The organism is Paraconexibacter sp. (assembly GCF_059438195.1).
In genome coordinates this window covers 1-17,654 of record NZ_JBLKKY010000048.1, presented here as the reverse complement: position 1 = coordinate 17,654, position 17,654 = coordinate 1, and the positions used below count along the sequence as shown (strand labels likewise).

Genomic DNA, 17,654 nt, shown 5'->3' with positions numbered 1-17,654 from the left:
CCGGTGCAGGAGACCACCATCGAGGTCGTCGGCTACACGCTCGACCCGGCGCGGCTCTACGACCCGCAGACCCACATGTGGCTCCAGCCCCTCGCGGGCGGCGTCACGCGGATCGGGTTCGACCCGCTCGGCCGCGAGACCTCCGGCGACGTCGTGTCGCTCAGCTTCGCGGACGTCGGCACGCGGGTCGGGCGGGGCGAGAGCTTCGGTGACGTCGAGGCGGCGAAGCTCGTCGGCCCGCTGCTGAGCCCGCTCGCCGGCACGGTGCGCGCCCACAACGACGAGGTCCTCGGCGACCCCGGCCTCGTCAACCACGACCCCCTCGGCGCCTGGCTCGTGGAGATCGAGCCGGACGGACCGGCCGGCGGCGGACCCGAGGGCTACGTCACCGGCGACGCGCTCGCGGAGTGGTTCTCGGCCGAGGTGGACCGGTTCCGCGCGAAGGGGATGATCGCCGAATGAGCGCGTCGCCCGAGACGGCGGCGACCGACGCGCTGCTCGACGCGCGCATCGCGCAGTTCGGACCCGGGATCGAGTTCTACGCGCCGGGGCTCAAGCGCTGGGAGTCGAGCGAGTGGAAGCCGCAGCAGCCGACGCAGTTCCTCCCCGTCTCGGTGACGGGCACCGCCTGCGCGCTGCAGTGCGAGCACTGCCGGACGAAGGTGCTCGAGGGCATGGTGTCGGTCACGCGCGACACCGACCTCTTCGCGACGGCGCAGCGGCTCCAGGCGCAGGGGACGAAGGGCCTCCTCGTCTCCGGCGGCTCCCAGAAGCACGGGGGCGTGCCGCTGCTGCCGCACGTCGACGCGATGCGGCGCGTCCGCGACGAGCTCGGGATGCGCGTCGTCGTCCACTCCGGCGTCGTCTCGCCGCGGCTGGCCGACGGGCTCGCGAACGCGGGCGTCGACGCGGTGATGCTCGACATCATCGGGGCCCGCGAGACGATCCGCGACGTCTACCACCTCGACCTCGAGCCGTCGGACTTCGACCGCGCGCTCGGCCTGCTCGCCGACCGCGGGCTGCGGATCATCCCCCACATCGTCCTCGGCCTCCACTACGGGAGCCTCCTCGGCGAGTGGGACGCGCTCGAGATGATCCGCCGCCACCCGGTCTCGACGCTCATCCTCGTCGTCCTGGTGCCGCTCGTCGGCACGCCGATGGGGAAGCTCGATCCTCCTCCGGTCGAGGACTGCGCCGACTTCTTCGCGACCGCGCGGGCGGCGATGCCGGGCACGAAGGTCAACCTCGGCTGCGGCCGGCCGATGGGCCGCATGAAGGCCGAGCTCGACCGCGCCGCCATCGACGCCGGGCTCAACGGGATCGCCTATCCGGCGGACGGGATGGTCGCCTACGCGCGCGAGCGGGGCCTCGACCCGTCCTTCCACGAGTACTGCTGCTCGATGACCTGGGCGGACGCATGAGGGCGTGGAGGCTCATCGAGGACGACGGGGCGCGGGCCGCGGACGGCCTCGCCCTCGACGAGGCGCTCCTGCAGGGCTTCCACGGCGACGGCGCCGCCCGGCCCGTGCTGCGGCTCTACACGTACCGCTCGCACTGCGCGCTCGTCGGTCGTCATCAGGGCCTGGCGGCGGAGATCGACCTCGCCGCGTGCGACGAGCTCGGGCTCGACGTCGGCCGCCGTCCGACGGGCGGCGGGGCGATCATCATGGGCGAGGGGCAGCTCGGCGTCGCGGTCGCGACCCGCGCGCCGGTCGACCGCTCGCCGCGCGACATCCTGCGAGCGTGCGCGGAGGGGGTCATCGACGGCCTCTGCCGGCTCGGGATCGACGCGCGCTTCCGCGGCCGCAACGACCTCGAGGCCGGCGGCCGCAAGATCGCGGGCCTCGGGCTCCACCTCGACCAGCGCGGAGGCCTCCTCTTCCACGCGAGCGTCCTCGCCGACCTCGACGTGGACCTCCTCGTCCGGGTCCTCCGCATCCCCGGCGCGAAGCTCTCCGCCCACGGCGTCACCCGCGTGCAGGAGCGCGTCACGACCGTGAGCCGGGAGATCGGCGCCCCGGTGCTCGCCGCCGACATCCGTCCCTTCGTGCTCGCCGGCATCGCCGAGGCGGTCGGCGCGGACCTCGAGCCCGACGCGCCGACGCCCGCCGAGCGCGCGGCGGCCGCCGCTCTCGCCGAGCGGCACCGCTCGCCGCAGTGGCTCGACCGGCGCGGCGGCAGGACCGACGCGCACGCCTCCGCCCTCGTCCGCACGGCCGACGGACTCCTGCGGGTCTACGTGGGGGTGCAGGGCACCGCGCTGTCGAGCGTCATGGTCACCGGCGACGTGTCGGTGCTCCCGCCGTCGATCACGCGCGCGGAGGCCGTGCTGCGATGGCTGCCCGCCGAGCCCGACGTCATCGCCGACGCGCTCGCCGAGACCGTCGAGCCCGACGCCCTCGGCGTCGGGCCGCGCCCGATCGCCGACGCGGTGTGGGCCGCCGCGCGCGAGGCGATGGAGCGGTCGGGCTCGCTTCCCGTCCGCCTCAGCGGCTCCTGCTACTTCCCCGACCCCGATGCCGCGCAGCCGGCGGCCGACCTCGTCGAGACGGAGGGCGCATGACGACGATCGATCTTCCCCAGGCGGGGACCGCACCGCGCATGACGAGCCCGGACTGGGTCCGGATCTCGTACGCGAGCGCGCTCGCCCTGCGCTTCACCTCCGGCCGGTTCAGCCGCGAGTTCCCCTTCGGCGGCATCAACCTGCTGCTCTCCTACGACTCGGGGTGCCTGTCGGACTGCGGGTACTGCGGCCTCGCGCGCACGCGGCCGGGCGACTACGAGGACAAGTCGTTCATCCGCGTCGAGTGGCCGCTCGTCGAGACCGACGAGCTCGTCCGGCGTCTCGTCCGCCACGAGGACCGCCTCACGCGCCTGTGCATCTCGATGGTCACGCACGGCTCCGCGTTCCGCGACACCGCCGACATCTCGCGCCGGATCACCGGGGCGGTGGGCGCGCCGCTCTCGATCCTCGTCGCGCCGCCGACGCTCGACGAGCAGCGGCTGCGGACGCTGAAGGACGCGGGCGTCGACATGATCGGGATCGGCCTCGACGCCGTCACCGAGGACCTCTTCCGCTCTCTGCGGACCGACGTCCCGCACGGCGGCCTGCGGTGGGAGCAGTACTGGGAGATCGTCGGTCACGCCCGCGACCTCTTCGGCCCGTGGAAGGTGAACTGCCACACGCTCGTCGGGCTCGGTGAGTCCGATCGCGACCTCATGGAGATCTTCGGCCGCCTGCTCGACCGGCAGATCTTCTCCTACCTCTTCTGCTTCAACCCCGAGCCGGACTCGCGCATGGGGCACGTCGAGAAGACGCCGCTGCGGCGCTGGCGGCGCATCCAGCTCGCGAAGCTCCTCCTCGAGGAGGAGGGCATCGACCCGTCGGCGTTCCGCTTCGACGACGACGGCGGCCTCGCGCGGATCCACGCGCCCCGCGACCTCGTCGAGCGGGTCGTCGACGACGGCTGGGCCTTCATGACGAACGGCTGCCCGAGCTCCGGCGGCGAGCCCGGCTGCACGCGCCCGATGGGGAGCTGGCGACCGTCCGAGTCGCCGCGCGACCTGCCGTGGCAGCCGACGGCGGCGGATCTCCGCGAGATCCGCGAGCAGCTCGCGCTCGGCGAGCTCCTGCGGGACGGGCCCGGGCCGTCCCGACCCCCCGAGCACCGCGCGCCTCCCGCCGCGGGCCGCTTCGACACCCACAAGGAGAGCTGACATGCACATCGTCGTGCCGATGAAGCAGACCGTGGACCTCGTCGAGGAGCTCGAGCTCAACGACGACGGGACCGACGTCGAGAGGGAGTACCTCAAGTTCGTCGCCAACGAGTGGGACGAGCAGGCGCTCGAGGAGGCGCTGCTCCTCAAGGAGGCCCGTGACGGGACGACCGTCACCGTCATCGGGCTGGACGAGGTCGACGTCGACCAGACGCTCTACTCCGCCCTCGCGAAGGGCGCCGACCGCGCCCTGAAGCTCAGCGGCGACTTCGAGGGCGGGATCACGAGCCATCAGCGCGCGTCGATCCTCGCCCAGGTCATCGGGACGCTCTCCGCCGATCTCGTCCTCATCGGGGTCCAGAGCCCGGAGGACCTCGACGGCCAGACCGGGGTCCTGCTCGCCGGCACGCTCGGGCTCCCGCACGTCTCCGTCGCGATCGGCGTCGAGCCCCACGAGTCGGGCGTCAAGGTGAGCCAGGAGTTCGGCGCCGGGGTCGTCCACGAGCTCGCGGTCGACGGGCCGGCCGTCGTCGGCATCCAGGCCGCGCGGCAGGCGCCGCGCTACGTCGCGATCAGCCGCGTGCGCCAGGCGATGCAGGGCGGCGGCCTGGAGGAGCAGGACGCCCCCGAGGTGGAGGACGGCGGGTCGGGCCTCACGGTCCGCCGGCTCTACGCCCCGGAGGTCGGCTCGCAGGCCGAGATGGTGAGCGGGGACGCCAAGGACGTCGCCGGCCGGCTCGCGCAGATCATCGCCGACCGCGGCCTCGTCAAGAGCTGAACGAGAGGAGAACGATCATGGGCAACGACATCCTCGTCCTCGTCGAGCATCACGCCGGCGAGCTCCACGACTCCGTCCCCGAGCTGCTCGGCAAGGCCCGCGAGCTCGCGCAGGCCGGCGGCGGCTCCGCCGTCGCGGTCGTCCTGCACGACGGCTCGGCCGCCGAGGCGGCCGCCGGGCTCCCCGCCGACGCGGTGCTGAGCATCGAGCATCCGGCGTTCGCGCAGTTCCTCTCCGAGGCCTACGTCCTCGCGCTCGCCGACGTCATTGCCGAGCGCGAGCCGCGGCTGACGCTCATCGCGAACACGACGGTCGGCATGGACCTCGCGGGGTCGCTCTCGGCCCGGACCGGGTCGCCGCTCGTCGCCTACTGCGTCGGGCTCGAGCTCGACGGCGACCTCGTCGTCGCGACGAGCCAGGTGTTCGGCGGCAAGCTCCACGCGGAGGTCGAGATGCCGGGCGGGATCGCCTCGGTCGTCGCGGGAGCGTTCCCGCCCGTGGCCGAGGGCGGCGGCGCCTCCGTCGAGACGCTGCCGGCGCCCGACGGCCTCGGCGACCTGCACATGCGCTTCCTCGCGCGGATCGAGCCCGAGACGACCGACGTCGACATCACCGCCGAGGAGATCCTCGTGTCGGTCGGGCGCGGCATCGGCGGGGAGGAGAACCTCGAGCTCGCGGAGGAGCTCGCCGAGGCCCTCGGCGGCGTCGTGAGCGCGTCGCGCCCGGTGGCGGACGCCGGCTGGCTGCCGAAGACGCGCCAGGTCGGCAAGTCCGGTCGCAAGGTGAAGCCGAAGCTCTACATCGCCTGCGGCATCTCCGGGGCGCCCGAGCACCTCGAGGGCATGCGGGACGCCGAGCTTATCATCGCGATCAACACCGACGGGGACGCCCCGATCTTCGACATCGCCCATTACGGGACGACCGAGGACCTGTTCGACGTGCTCCCCGCGCTGACGGAGAAGCTCGAGGCCGCGGCGTCGGTCGCGTGAGAGCGGAGGCGGGGATGTTCGTCCTGGCGGCGGAGGAGACGCGCGAGGTCTTCGAGAACTTCGCGACGTGGGAGAAGGGCCTCTTCTACGGCCTCGCGGTGCTCTCCACCGTCGTCTTCGTCGCCGGGTTCGGGCGCCGCGTCCAGAAGTACCGTCGTGGCCGCCCCGCCCACCGCTTCGACCACCTCCCGCGCCGGATCGGCCGCGCCGTCGCGCGCATCTACGCGCAGGCGACCGTGCGGCGCGGGGAGCGCAACGGCCTCGTCGGCCTCGCCCACGGCGGGGTGATGTGGGGCTTCACCGCGCTCCTCATCGGCACGATCATCCTCGCCATCGACGTCGAGATCGTGCGGCTCTTCTTCGGCGAGGACTCGTCGTTCTTCGAGGGGCCGTTCTACCTCACCTACTCCCTGCTCCTCGACATCCTCGGCCTCGCCTTCGTCGCGGGCGTCATCGCGCTCGGGGTCCGGCGACGGAGCCGGCCGCCGACGCTCGACTACGCGCGGGCGAGCGACCCCGAGAGCGGCTACGACCGCGGCGGGATGCGGCGCGGCGACTGGCTCTTCGTCGGCCTGCTCCTCGGCCTGGGCCTCACCGGCTTCCTCGGTGAGGGGCTGCGGATCCGCGCGAACGGGTTCCCGGACTTCGAGGAGTGGTCGCCCGTCGGGTACGCGATCGGGAAGGGGATCGAAGGGGTCGGCATCGGGGCGGCCACCGCGAGCGACCTCCAGCACGTGAACTGGTGGGTGCACGGGCTCGCGGCGCTCGGGTTCGTCGCGCTCATCCCGTTCACGAAGGCGATGCACCTCGTCCTCGACTTCGCGAACCTCACGTTCACCGATCCGATGGCGGCGCGTCGCCTGCCGCGGCCGCCGGCGCCGGCCCAGTCCGACGGCTCGGGCGACGGCGGCCCGGTCGCCGTGCCCTCGCCGGGGATCGTCACGGCCGACGACCTCACGTGGAAGGAGCTGCTGAGCCTCGACGCGTGCACGAAGTGCGGTCGCTGCCACAGCGTCTGCCCCGCGCGCGCCTCCGGGGCGCCGCTCTCGCCGCGCGACCTCGTGCTCGACCTCCGCCAGTGGGTCGACTCGGGCGCCGGCATCCCCGCGGTGCTCGACCGCGAGAGCCGCCCGAACGGCGACGGGCCGCTCGCCCCGGCCGAGACGACCGTCGCCGGCGGCGTCATCCCCGCCGACGTCCTCTGGTCGTGCACGACGTGCATGGCGTGCGTCGAGGTCTGCCCGGTCGGGATCGAGCACGTGCCGACGATCGTCGGCATGCGCCGGCAGCTCGTCGATGCCGGTGACGTGGAGCCGATGCTCCAGCAGACGCTGCAGAACTTCGCGCAGCAGGGCAACTCCTTCGGCAAGTCGTCCCGCATGCGCGCGCGCTGGACGAAGGGCCTCGACTTCAAGATCCCGGACGCGCGCAAGGAGCCCGTCGAGTACCTCTGGTTCGTCGGGGACTTCGCGTCGTTCGACGAGCGCTCGCAGGAGGCCTCGCGCCGCGTCGCGACGATCCTCCACGAGGCGGGCGTCTCGTTCGGCATCCTCCACGACGGCGAGCGCAACGCGGGCAACGACGTCCGCCGCGTCGGCGAGGAGGGGCTCTTCGAGCTCCTCGCCGAGCAGAACCTCGCCGCGTTCGAGCAGGCGGAGTTCCGCTCGATCTTCACGACGGACCCGCACTCGCTCAACACGCTGCGCAACGAGTACGCGGAGCTCGGCGAGATGCGCCAGGTCGAGCACTACACCGAGCTCCTCGTCCGGCTGCTCGACGAGGGCGTCCTGACGGCGGCCGAGGACACCGGCCTGCGGGTCACCTACCACGACCCGTGCTATCTCGCCCGCTACAACGGGGTGACGGATGCGCCGCGCCGGCTCATCGCGGCCGCCGGCGCGGAGCTCATCGAGATGCCCCGTCACGGGGCCGACACCTTCTGCTGCGGCGCCGGCGGCGGCCGCATCTGGATGGACGACTCGGCGCTCGAGGAGCGCCCGAGCGAGCAGCGCATCAAGGAGGCGATGGGGCTCGGGGACCTCGACGCGTTCATCGTCGCCTGCCCGAAGGACCTCGCGATGTACTCCGACGCGGCGCGGACGGTCGGCGCGCCGTTCGAGGTCCTCGAGATCACCGCCCTCCTCGAGCGGGCGCTCCGCCGGCCGGAGCCGGTCGCGGCTCTCGCCGGCGGCCCGGCGGGCGCGGAGGACGACGGTCCCGGTCAGGCGGTCGCCGAGGCCGAGGACGGCGGCGACGCGGCGGGCGGCCGCGCGGACGAGGCGGTCCCATGAGCCGCGGGGCGGCCTGCGCGGTGCCGGCCGAGCTCGCCCGCGGGCTCGCCGCCCGGCTGCGTGACAGCGCAGCGGCGGCCGATCGCCTCGCCGACTTCAGCTTCGCCGAGAACGACGCCGTCCCCCCGCCCGCCTTGCGTGACGGCGAGGAGGGCGAGGTCGCGGCCGACTTCACGCGACGGGCGCTGCACGTCGCGACCGATGCGATCAACGCGCGCATCCTCCGCGCCGCCGCGGGCGGCGGCGCGACGGTCGACGCGCTCGTCGAGCTCACGGGGCTCCCTCGCCTCGCGGTGCTCGAGCGGGTCAACGACATCCTCCAGGTCGGGCTCGTGGCCCGGGACCTCCCGGCCGACTCCGTCGTCGCGACGGGCGCCGGGGAGGCGGTGGACGCGCTCGTCGGCGACCTCGGCGCCGATGTCGCGGAGTGGCTCCGGGCGCGCAGGCGCGGGTCGTGATGCGCTGCCCGCTCTGCGATCACGAAGGGCCCCGGGCAGAGGTGCACGGTCATCTCGTCGAGCAGCACGCGGAGCACGTCCGCACCTGGATGGAGCCCGAGAAGGGCCGCATGCGCTACGAGGTCGCGTGCCCCGAGTGCGGTGAGGCCCACACCCAGCGCGTGAAGCCGCGCGGCACCGAGCCCGAGTTCCTCGAGGTCTTCGCGGCCGAGATCCGCCTCGTCGCGTTCGACATGCTCCTCCTCCACATGGAGGCCGAGCACGGCGAGGCCTCCCGGCGAGCCGGCGAGCCGCGCGACGGCGGCCTCCCGGCGGCCGGGCCGGGGGGCGGACGCGGACGCCCGGGGGACGGCGTCGTCCCGCTGCCGCCGGGGATGCCCGCCCCGGCGCCCGGTCCGCTCGACCGGCCCGCCGGCGTCGACGTGAAGACCTGGAAGCCCACCGACGAGGAGGACCGATGAGCGCGGTTCGCGGCTGCGACATCCCCGAGGACCTGTACTACCTGATCGACAAGCACGTCTGGGCGCGCCGGGAGGACGACGCCGTCGTCGTCGGCCTCACCGACGTCGCGCAGAACATGGCGAAGTCGATCATCTCGGTCACGCTGAAGAAGACCGGGAAGAAGCTCGCCAAGGGCAAGAGCGTCGGGACGGTCGAGAGCTCGAAGTGGGTCGGACCGGTGCCCGTCCCGGTCGCCGGGGAGATCATCGAGGTCAACTCCGCGCTGCAGGCCGACCCCACGCTGCTCAACCGCTCGCCCTACGGCGACGGCTGGATCGCGCGGATCGCGCCGGACGACTGGGACGCGGACTCCGCCGACCTGCGGACCGGCCCCGAGGGCGTCGCCGCCTACGAGGAGTTCCTCGCCGCGGAGGGCATCAGCTGCGACGAGGACGGCGGGTGAGGGGGCCGCCGTGCAGGTCCACTCCGGATGCGCGGTCCCCGAGGAGCTCCTCTACCACCTCGAGTACGACAACTGGGTCCGGCTCGAGCCGGACGGGACCGCGCTCGTCGGCATGACGGACCTCGCCCAGACGCGGTGCGGGAAGATCGTGTCGCTCACGTTCAAGCCGGTCGGCCGGCGGATCCGCCGGGGCCGGACGCTCGCCGTCGTCGAGAGCGCGAAGTGGGTTGGCCCCTTCCCTGCGCCGCTCTCCGGCACGCTCGTCGCGACGAACGCCGACGCCTTCGCCGCCGACCACCTCCTCGCGAACCGCGACCCCTACGGCGACGGGTGGTTCGCGCGGCTCGAGCCCGATCGACTCGACGACGAGACGGGCGACCTCGTCGACGGACTCGCGGCGATGCCGCACTTCCGCGCGGTCATCGACCGCGAGGGCCTCTCGTGCATGCGGTGCGCGGACTGAGCCATGGCCTCCGAAGGCGGCCCCGACGTCATCCTCCTGCGCACGCGCGACGAGGTCGTCGAGAGGCGGGTCGGGCGCCTCGCCGAGCGGCTCGGGAGCCGCGCGCTCCTCGCGACCGCCGCCCCCGGCGAGCAGGCGGGAGGGGAGCCGATCGGCCTTCTCGTCGAGCTCGAGCTCGACGGCGCCGTCGAGGCGCTCGACGCCTGGCGCCAGGCCGAGCCGGGCCTCGCGATCGTCGCCTACCTCTCCACGCCGGAGCCCGACCTGTGGGCGGCGGCCGAGAAGGCCGGCGCCGACCGGGTGACGACCCGCGGCCGCGCGGACCGCGAGCTCGAGACCGCGATCGACGACCGCCGCAGCGGCGCGCGCGCGGCGAGGCGGCTGCGGGCCATCGACCACCGGGACGTCGCCGGGCGCCTCGGCTTCGTCGGCGTGCTGCGGGACACCCCGGCCGGGGACATCGCTCTGTACCACGTCGGCGGAGAGGTCCACGCGGTGAGCGCCCGCTGCCCGCACGCGGGGGCGGAGCTCTGCGACGGAGAGACGAACGGGGACGTCGTCACGTGTCCGCGTCACGGCAGCCAGTTCCGCGTCACCGACGGCGCGCGGGTCCGCGGGCCCTCCGACCTGCCGCTCGTGAGCTTCCCGACCGTGCTCGAGTCCGGGGTCGTCTACGTCGAGCTTCCCGCGGGGGACGCGTGAGCCCGCTCGGGGACCGGCGGCCAGGTTGCATCGTTGACCATTTGAACGTATGGTCGAACAGAGGAGGACGAAGGCCTCGGAGAGGCGTCGCAGCTCCTACTGCCCGTCCCCGGAACGAGGAGAGCCATGATCTTCCGGCAGATCACGCACGACGACCTCGGATGCGCCTCGTATCTCGTGGGCGACGAGAAGGCCGGGGTCGCGGCCGTCGTCGATCCGCGGTTCGAGATCGACACCTACCTCGAGCTCGCGCGGTACATGGGCGTCTCGATCGACCACATCCTCGAGACCCACAACCACGCCGACCACGTCTCCGGCCACGGGCGCCTCGCCTCGGCGACCGGCGCGACGATCCACGTCCACCGCGACGCCGCCCCGGACTACGACCACGAGCCGTTCGACGACGGCTGGGAGCTCGAGCTGGGATGCGTGACGATCCGCGCGCTCCACACCCCCGGGCATCGTCCCGAGCACACGGCGTTCGCGCTCATCGACACCCGGCGGGGCCCCGAGCCGTGGGCCGTCCTCACCGGCGACACCCTCTTCGTGGGGGACGTCGCCCGGCCCGACCTCGCGATCGAGAAGTCCGAGGGCGCACGGGGCATCTACCGGTCCCTCCACGACAAGATCCTCAGCCTCGGCGACGAGGTGGAGGTCTGGCCCGGGCACCTCGGCGGCTCCATGTGCGGCGGCCCCGGGATGGACATGAAGGTGTCCTCGACGATCGGCTACGAGCGCCGGCACAACCCGACGCTCGCCATCGAGGACGAGGACGCCTTCGTCGCCGACGCGCTCGCGAAGCTCGGCGAGCAGCCGCCGAACTTCCAGGCGATCGTCGAGCTCAACCGCGGCCCGCTCCTCACCGACGGCGTCGAGCTGCAGCCGCTCGCCCCGCGTCAGGTCGAGCAGCTCCACTCCGACGGCGCGCTCATCATCGACGTGCGGACTGATCTCCAGTTCGACGAGGCCCACATCCCCGGCGCGGTCTGCATCCCGCGGCACATCGCCGGGTTCGGGTCGAAGCTCGCGTGGATCGCGGACCGCGAGGCGCCGATCGTCTTCGTCGGCCGCGACGACGACGACGCGCGCGAGGCCGGCAAGCTCGCGGTCGCGGTCGGGATGCGCCGCTTCGGGGGCTTCCTCCACGGCGGGATGACCTCGTGGCGGCAGGAGCGCCGGCCCGTCCGCCGCGTCGAGCGCGTCGACGTCGGCGAGCTCGACCGCCGTCGCCGCGGCGACGATCCACCGCAGATCCTCGACGTGCGGTCGCCGCAGGAGTACGCGGAGGGACACATCCCCGGGTCGGTCTTCACGACCTATCACGACATCCACGGCATCCCCGAGGGGCTCGACCCCCGCCGCGCGGTCGCCGTCATCTGCGCCTCCGGCCAGCGCGCCGGCGTCGCGGCGAGCCTCCTGCAGGCCCACGGGGCCGACGACGTCCTCCACGTCGTCGACGGCGGCGTGCCGCAGTGGGGCCGCGAGGTCGCGCCGCTCGAGTCCTCGGAGCCGGTGACCGCGACGTGACGAGGATCGGCTTCGTCCTCGACCAGCGGTCGTGCATCGGCTGTCACGCCTGCACGGTCGCCTGCAAGCAGGAGCACGGCGTCGAGCTCGGCGTCTTCCGGACGTGGGTGAAGTACGTCGAGACGGGGACGTTCCCCGACGTGCGCCGGAACTTCGCCGTCCTGCGCTGCAACCACTGCGACGACGCGCCGTGCGTCTCGATCTGCCCGACGAAGGCGCTCCACAAGCGCGCGGACGGGGTCGTCGACTTCGACAGCGAGGCCTGCATCGGCTGCAAGGCCTGCATGAACGCGTGCCCGTACGACGCGCTCTACATCGACCCGGAGTCGCAGACGGCCGCGAAGTGCAACTTCTGCGCCCACCGGCTCGACGAGGGACTCAAGCCGTCGTGCGAGGTCGTCTGCCCGACGCAGGCGATCACCTCCGGCGACCTCGACGATCCGGACTCCGAGGTCTCGCGGCTCATCGACACGGTGCCCTCGCGCGTGCGCGCGCCCGAGCAGGGCACCGGTCCCAACGTCCACTACCTCGGCGTCCACGACGCGGCGATCGACCCGCTCGCCATCGCGGAGGCGCGCGAGTACATCTCGCAGATCCCGGCGTCGCAGCGCGAGAAGCTCCGGCCGCTCGCGGGTTCGCCGGGGGCGACGACGGTCTCCGACATCGCCCACCCGCCGCCGTGGGGCTGGAAGGTCTCGAGCTACTTCCTCTCCAAGGGCGTCGCCGCGGGGGCGATGATGCTCGCCGTGCTCCTCCTCGTCGTGGGGGCGGAGGGCTCCGCGCTCGCCGACGTCGTGCCGGGCGTGCTCGCCCTCGCGGGCATCGCCGTCACCGGGCTCTTCCTCGTCTGGGACCTCCGTCGCCCGGAGCGCTTCTACTACCTCTTCACGCGCCCCCAGCGGCGATCGTGGCTCGCGCTCGGCGCCCAGGTCATCAACGTCGCGGCCGTCGTCGCGACCGCGTTCACCGTGGCGGCGATCTTCGACCTCGACGGGCTGCGGGACGTCCTGCGCTGGCTGATGGTCCCGGCGGGGGCCGCGCTCGCCGGGTACACGGCGTTCCTGTTCAACCAGTGCGAGGGCCGGGACCTCTGGCAGAGCCCGCTCCTCCTCCCGCACACGATCGTCAACGCGGTGCTCGCCGGGGCGGGCGCCCTCGCCGTCGCCGCGCTCGTCGTCGACGGCCCGGACGCCCTCGACGACGCGCTCGCGTGGTCGCTCGGGCTCGCCGCCGCGACGGGCGGGGCGATCGCGCTGCTCGACGCCTACGGGCGGCACCCGACGCGCCAGGCCGAGCGCGCGGCGAAGAACCTGCGGCGCGACCTCTACGCGGCGCGCTTCCGCAGCGGCCTCCTCCTCGGGGCGCTCGTGCCCGCCGCCGCGGCTGCCGCGGTGCTCGCCGGCGCGCCCGCCGCGATCCTCGCCGTCGGCGGCGTCGCCTCCCTCGTGGGCCTGTGGCTGTACGAGGACGCGTGGGTGAGAGCCGGCCAGAGCGTCCCCCTGAGCTGAAGCGAGAGGAGAAGCGGCAGATGGATGGCATCGAGCGCAAGGGCGCACGCCGGCCCACCGGCTACGGCGAGCAGGACGGCAGGTTCGCGACGTACCCGCCGCACGACCAGTGGGACGCGTGGAGAGCGCCCGACCCGCGGGCGTGGCCGCGCCGGGTCGAGCGCGAGTACATGATCGTCCCGACCGTCTGCTTCAACTGCGAGTCGGCGTGCGGCCTCACCGCGTACGTCGACAAGGAGACCTTCGAGGTCCACAAGCTCGAGGGGAACCCCCACCACCCCGGCTCGCGCGGGCGCAACTGCGCGAAGGGGCCCGCGACGATCAACCAGATCCACGACCCCGAGCGCATCCTCCACCCGCTGCGCCGGAAGGGGCCGCGCGGCGGCGGCGGCTGGGAGCGGGTGACGTGGGACCACGTGCTCGACACGTTCGCCGAGCGCCTGCACGAGGCCTTCAGCGCGGGCCGCCCGAACGACGTCATGTACTTCGTCGGGCGCCCCGGCGAGGACGGCTTCGCCGACCGGTTCCTCGAGACGTGGGGCTGCGACGGCCACAACTCGCACACCAACGTCTGCTCGGCGGGCGGCCGGGCGGGCTTCGGCTTCTGGTCGGGCACCGACCGGCCCTCGCCCGACTACGCGAACACGAAGTTCGCCCTGCTCATCTCCTCGCACCTCGAGGCCGGGCACTACTTCAACCCGCACGCGCAGCGGATCATCGAGGGCAAGCACCGGGGGGCGAAGATCGCGGTCGTCGACCCGCGCCTCTCGAACACCGCCTCGATGGCGGACTACTGGCTCCCCGCCTGGCCGGGCACCGAGGCGGCCGCGCTGCTCGCGATCGCCAAGCACCTCCTCGACGAGGACCTCTTCGACCGCGAGTTCGTCCGCCGGTGGGTCAACTGGCGGACGTACCTGCAGCACGCGGACCCGTCGGCGGAGCTGACGTTCGAGAACTTCATCGGCGCCCTGAAGCGCGAGTACGCGCAGTACACGCCGCAGTTCGCCGAGGAGGAGACGGGGATCCCGGCGCGGACGATCGTCCAGGTCGCGCGCGAGATCGCCGAGGCGGCGCCCGCGTTCACGTCGCACATCTGGCGCGCCGCGGCGGCCGGCAACCTCCACGGCTGGCTCGTCACGCGCGCGGTGATGCTGCTCAACGTCCTCACAGGGTCCGTCGGCGCGGTCGGCGGCACCTCGCCGAACGCGTGGAACAAGTTCATCCCCGCGCCCTGGCGCAAGCCGGACGCCAACACGCAGTGGAACGAGCGCAACTGGCCGCGCGAGTACCCGCTCGCCCACAACGAGATGAGCATCCTCTACCCGCACATGCTCCTCGACGGGCGCTTCACGCAGCCGGTCCTCCTCACGCGGGTCCTCAACCCGATCTGGACCTACCCGGACGGGTACTCGTGGATGCGGGCGCTGCGCGAGGAGGACAAGGTCGGCCTCCACGGCGCGCTCACGCCGACGTGGTCGGAGACCGCGTGGTGGTCGGACTACGTGCTGCCGATGGGCCACGGCCCCGAGCGGCACGACACCCACTCCTACGAGACCCACTCCGGCCGGTGGCTCGGCTTCCGCCAGCCGGTGCGGCGCGTCGCGATGGAGCGCCTCGGGCACGAGATCGAGTTCACCCACGAGGCGAACCCCGGTGAGGTGTGGGAGGAGGGCGAGTTCTGGATCGAGCTGTCCTGGCGCGCCGATCCGGACGGGTCGCTCGGGATCCGCCGCTTCTACGAGTCGCCCTATCGGCCCGGCGAGAAGATCCGGCTCGAGGAGTACTACCGGTGGATGTTCGAGAACTCCGTCCCGGGGCTCCCGGAGAAGGCGGCGGCCGAGGATCTCACGCCGCTCGAGTACATGCGGCGCCACGGCGCCGTCGAGGTCTCGCGCGACGACTACCTCCAGCACGAGGCGGAGGTCGAGCCGCCGGAGGGCGCGACCGTCGAGGGGCTCGAGGAGACGCTCACGCTTCCCGAGCTCGACGGGTCGCACATGCCGCTCACCGGTCGCGGCGACCGCGTCGCGGCGATGGTCGACGGCGTGCCCCGGCGCGGGTTCAACACCCCGTCGCGCAAGCTCGAGCTCTTCCAGCCCGATCTCGCCGGGTGGGGCTGGCCGGAGGTCGCGACGCCGACCTACGCGCGGACGCACGTGCACCACTCGCTCATCGACCACGCCCGTGGCGAGTACGTCCTCATGCCGACCTACCGGCTGCCGACGATGATCCACTCGCGGTCGGGCAACGCCAAGTACCTCAACGAGCTCTCCCACACCCACCCGCTTCTCGTCTGCCCGCAGGACGCCGAGCGCATCGGCGTGCGCGACGGGGACCTCGCCCGCGTCGAGACCGAGATCGGCTACTTCGTCATCAAGGCGATGGTGACCGAGGGGATCCGGCCGGGGATCGTCGCGGGGTCCCATCACATGGGGCGCTGGCGGCTCGCCGAGACCGAGGGGATGGAGCGCTGGTCCTCGGCGCTCGTGACGATGGAGGAGACGGGCGACGCGGTGCTCTTCCGCCAGGTCCACGGCGTGCAGCCGTGGGACTCCGAGGACCCGAGCTCGAGCCGGGTATGGTGGAACGACGCCGGGGTGCACCAGAACATCACGTTCCCCGTGCATCCCGATCCGATCAGCGGGATGCACTGCTGGCACCAGAAGGTGCGGGTCTCCGCGGCGCGCCCCGACGACCGCTACGCCGACATCCACGTCGACTTCGCGAAGGCGCGGGAGGTCTACCGGAAGTGGACCGGCGTCGCCCGGCCGGCGAGCGGCGAGCTGCGGCGTCCCATCTGGCTCTTCCGGCCCGTCAAGCCGGTCCTCGACGCCTACGCGCTCCCGCAGGACGACGAGACGCGCGCCGCGCGGGAGCGCCTCGCCTCCGGCGACCTTCCCGACGCGCGGGAGCTCCACCGGATCCTCGACTGGTCGCCCGAGGCCGTGTGGGGTCCGCTCGCACGGGTCCAAGCCGGCCGCTGAGCCGCGGTCGTGAGCGCCGCGAAGCTCACCAAGAGGGGCGGCGCGGGCGACGAGCGACGCTTCTCCACCGCGGACGTCATCGCGGGCCTCACGGTCGCGCTCGTCCTCGTCCCGCAGTCGCTCGCCTACGCGGAGCTCGCGGGGATGCCCCCGGAGCGGGGCCTCTACGCGGCGACGATCGCGCTGATCGTCGCCGCGCCGTTCGTGTCGTCGCCGTACCTGCAGACGGGGCCGGTCGCCGTCACGTCGCTCCTCACCTTCGGCGCGCTCAGCACGCAGGCGGCGCCCGGCAGCGACGAGTACGTCGCCTTGGGACTGCTCCTCGCGCTGGTCGTCGGCGTCGTGCGACTGCTCATCGGCCTCGCGGGCGCCGGGGTCGTCGCCTACCTGCTCTCGCAGCCGATGCTCGTCGGCTTCATCCCAGCCGCCGCGCTCGTCATCATCTCGTCGCAGGTCCCGAACGTCACCGGCGTCGACCCTCCGCGCGAGGACGTCGTCGACCGCGCCGTGTGGGCACTCGTCCACCCGCAGGACTGGGAGCTCGCCGGGGTGCTCATGACGCTGGGGGCCATCGCGCTCATCTTCGGCGCCCGGCGCCGGTCACCGCTCTTCCCGGGGGTCCTCGTCGCCGTCGTGCTCGCGACCGTCCTCAGCGAGCTGCTCGACTACACCGGCGTCGTCGTCGGCGAGGTCCCGGTCGGCGTCCCGCCGGTGTCCCTCGATCTGCCCTACGGCGAGGTCGGCACCCTCCTGGTCTCCGGCATCATCATCGCCGTCGTCGGGTTCGTCGAGGCGGCGTCGATCGCGAGGCGCTTCGCGGCCGAGGACCGCGACCGCTGGGACGCCGATCGCGAGTTCGTGAGCCAAGGGGTCGCGAACGTCACCGCCGGGTTCACCGGCGGGTTCCCGGTCGGAGGGTCCTTCTCCCGCAGCTCGCTCAACCGGCTCGCCGGCGGCCGCTCGCGCTGGAGCAGCGCGGTGACCGGCGTCGCGGTCCTCGCGATCCTCCCCGTCGCCTTCCTCCTCGAGCCGCTCCCGAAGGCGATGCTCGGCGCGGTCGTCATCGCGGCGGTGCTCCCGCTGGTGCAGCTCGGCCCGTTCGGCCTGCTGTGGCGCCGCTCGCGCCCCGCGTTCCTCGTCGCGCTGACGACGTTCGTCGCGACGATCGCGTTCGAGCCGCACGTCGAGCGCGGGGTGGTCGCCGGCGTCGCGCTGTCGATCGCGGTCCACCTCTGGCGGGAGCTGCGCGTCGACCTCGAGACGTGGCGCGAGGCCGAGACGCTCCACGTCCGGCCCTCCGGCGTGCTGTGGTTCGGCGTCGCCTTCGCCGCCG

At 73.2% G+C, this 17,654-nt stretch carries 16 protein-coding genes; all 16 read left to right on the top strand.

The window, feature by feature from the left end; all coding sequences use genetic code 11:
• The first annotated feature begins 3 nt into the window (after positions 1 to 3).
• Positions 4 to 462: a glycine cleavage system protein H gene (locus ACME2J_RS15605; RefSeq protein ID WP_495545855.1), complete on the top strand. Its 459-nt coding sequence runs from the start codon at positions 4 to 6 to the stop codon at positions 460 to 462.
• On the top strand, positions 459 to 1,421 hold the full coding sequence (locus tag ACME2J_RS15600) for a radical SAM protein (protein WP_495545854.1): 963 nt from the start codon (positions 459 to 461) through the stop codon (positions 1,419 to 1,421). Before ACME2J_RS15605 ends, ACME2J_RS15600 begins: the two co-directional genes overlap by 4 nt.
• Positions 1,418 to 2,563, top strand: a complete 1,146-nt coding sequence (locus ACME2J_RS15595; RefSeq protein WP_495545853.1) for a lipoate--protein ligase family protein — start codon at positions 1,418 to 1,420, stop codon at positions 2,561 to 2,563. The genes ACME2J_RS15600 and ACME2J_RS15595 overlap by 4 nt, the downstream gene beginning before the upstream one ends.
• A complete protein-coding gene (locus ACME2J_RS15590) occupies positions 2,560 to 3,717 on the top strand; it encodes a radical SAM protein (RefSeq protein ID WP_495545852.1) in 1,158 nt (385 codons plus the stop codon). The genes ACME2J_RS15595 and ACME2J_RS15590 overlap by 4 nt, the downstream gene beginning before the upstream one ends.
• Before the next feature lies 1 nt (position 3,718).
• Complete coding sequence (locus tag ACME2J_RS15585; RefSeq protein ID WP_495545851.1) at positions 3,719 to 4,495, top strand: electron transfer flavoprotein subunit beta/FixA family protein; 777 nt, start codon at positions 3,719 to 3,721, stop codon at positions 4,493 to 4,495.
• A gap of 17 nt (positions 4,496 to 4,512) precedes the next feature.
• The gene (locus tag ACME2J_RS15580) at positions 4,513 to 5,484 is read left to right on the top strand and encodes an electron transfer flavoprotein subunit alpha/FixB family protein (RefSeq protein WP_495545850.1); all 972 of its coding nucleotides are present in this window, start codon (positions 4,513 to 4,515) and stop codon (positions 5,482 to 5,484) included.
• Between the two features lie 14 nt (positions 5,485 to 5,498).
• Positions 5,499 to 7,775, top strand: coding sequence for a (Fe-S)-binding protein (locus ACME2J_RS15575; RefSeq protein WP_495545849.1), 2,277 nt, complete (start codon positions 5,499 to 5,501; stop codon positions 7,773 to 7,775).
• Positions 7,772 to 8,233 carry a hypothetical protein gene (locus tag ACME2J_RS15570; RefSeq protein WP_495545848.1) on the top strand — a complete coding sequence of 154 codons (462 nt, stop codon included), beginning with the start codon at positions 7,772 to 7,774 and terminating at the stop codon, positions 8,231 to 8,233. Before ACME2J_RS15575 ends, ACME2J_RS15570 begins: the two co-directional genes overlap by 4 nt.
• 41 nt (positions 8,234 to 8,274) lie before the next feature.
• Complete coding sequence (locus ACME2J_RS15565; RefSeq protein WP_495545847.1) at positions 8,275 to 8,694, top strand: hypothetical protein; 420 nt, start codon at positions 8,275 to 8,277, stop codon at positions 8,692 to 8,694.
• The gene (gene gcvH, locus ACME2J_RS15560) at positions 8,691 to 9,137 is read left to right on the top strand and encodes a glycine cleavage system protein GcvH (protein WP_495545846.1); all 447 of its coding nucleotides are present in this window, start codon (positions 8,691 to 8,693) and stop codon (positions 9,135 to 9,137) included. The genes ACME2J_RS15565 and gcvH overlap by 4 nt, the downstream gene beginning before the upstream one ends.
• Before the next feature lie 10 nt (positions 9,138 to 9,147).
• Positions 9,148 to 9,600 (top strand): biotin/lipoyl attachment domain-containing protein, encoded by a 453-nt coding sequence (locus tag ACME2J_RS15555; protein ID WP_495545845.1) that lies wholly within the window; start codon positions 9,148 to 9,150, stop codon positions 9,598 to 9,600.
• Positions 9,601 to 9,603: 3 nt separating this feature from the next.
• Positions 9,604 to 10,302, top strand: coding sequence for a Rieske (2Fe-2S) protein (locus ACME2J_RS15550; protein ID WP_495545844.1), 699 nt, complete (start codon positions 9,604 to 9,606; stop codon positions 10,300 to 10,302).
• A gap of 126 nt (positions 10,303 to 10,428) precedes the next feature.
• Positions 10,429 to 11,829: an MBL fold metallo-hydrolase gene (locus ACME2J_RS15545; protein WP_495545843.1), complete on the top strand. Its 1,401-nt coding sequence runs from the start codon at positions 10,429 to 10,431 to the stop codon at positions 11,827 to 11,829.
• On the top strand, positions 11,826 to 13,337 hold the full coding sequence (locus ACME2J_RS15540) for a 4Fe-4S dicluster domain-containing protein (RefSeq protein WP_495545842.1): 1,512 nt from the start codon (positions 11,826 to 11,828) through the stop codon (positions 13,335 to 13,337). Before ACME2J_RS15545 ends, ACME2J_RS15540 begins: the two co-directional genes overlap by 4 nt.
• Before the next feature lie 20 nt (positions 13,338 to 13,357).
• Positions 13,358 to 16,321 carry a molybdopterin dinucleotide binding domain-containing protein gene (locus ACME2J_RS15535; RefSeq protein ID WP_495545841.1) on the top strand — a complete coding sequence of 988 codons (2,964 nt, stop codon included), beginning with the start codon at positions 13,358 to 13,360 and terminating at the stop codon, positions 16,319 to 16,321.
• 9 nt (positions 16,322 to 16,330) lie between these two features.
• Positions 16,331 to 17,654, top strand: a 1,324-nt coding sequence (locus tag ACME2J_RS15530) for a SulP family inorganic anion transporter (protein WP_495545840.1), incomplete at its 3' end; no start/stop codon positions are given.

Coding starts and splice junctions, on each gene's coding strand:
- ACME2J_RS15585 (WP_495545851.1), top strand. CDS start 3,719: ATGCACATCGTCGTGCCGATGAAGCAGACCGTGGACCTCGTCGAGGAG.
- ACME2J_RS15600 (WP_495545854.1), top strand. CDS start 459: ATGAGCGCGTCGCCCGAGACGGCGGCGACCGACGCGCTGCTCGACGCG.
- ACME2J_RS15545 (WP_495545843.1), top strand. CDS start 10,429: ATGATCTTCCGGCAGATCACGCACGACGACCTCGGATGCGCCTCGTAT.
- ACME2J_RS15595 (WP_495545853.1), top strand. CDS start 1,418: ATGAGGGCGTGGAGGCTCATCGAGGACGACGGGGCGCGGGCCGCGGAC.
- ACME2J_RS15550 (WP_495545844.1), top strand. CDS start 9,604: ATGGCCTCCGAAGGCGGCCCCGACGTCATCCTCCTGCGCACGCGCGAC.
- gcvH (WP_495545846.1), top strand. CDS start 8,691: ATGAGCGCGGTTCGCGGCTGCGACATCCCCGAGGACCTGTACTACCTG.
- ACME2J_RS15590 (WP_495545852.1), top strand. CDS start 2,560: ATGACGACGATCGATCTTCCCCAGGCGGGGACCGCACCGCGCATGACG.
- ACME2J_RS15575 (WP_495545849.1), top strand. CDS start 5,499: ATGTTCGTCCTGGCGGCGGAGGAGACGCGCGAGGTCTTCGAGAACTTC.
- ACME2J_RS15535 (WP_495545841.1), top strand. CDS start 13,358: ATGGATGGCATCGAGCGCAAGGGCGCACGCCGGCCCACCGGCTACGGC.
- ACME2J_RS15570 (WP_495545848.1), top strand. CDS start 7,772: ATGAGCCGCGGGGCGGCCTGCGCGGTGCCGGCCGAGCTCGCCCGCGGG.
- ACME2J_RS15580 (WP_495545850.1), top strand. CDS start 4,513: ATGGGCAACGACATCCTCGTCCTCGTCGAGCATCACGCCGGCGAGCTC.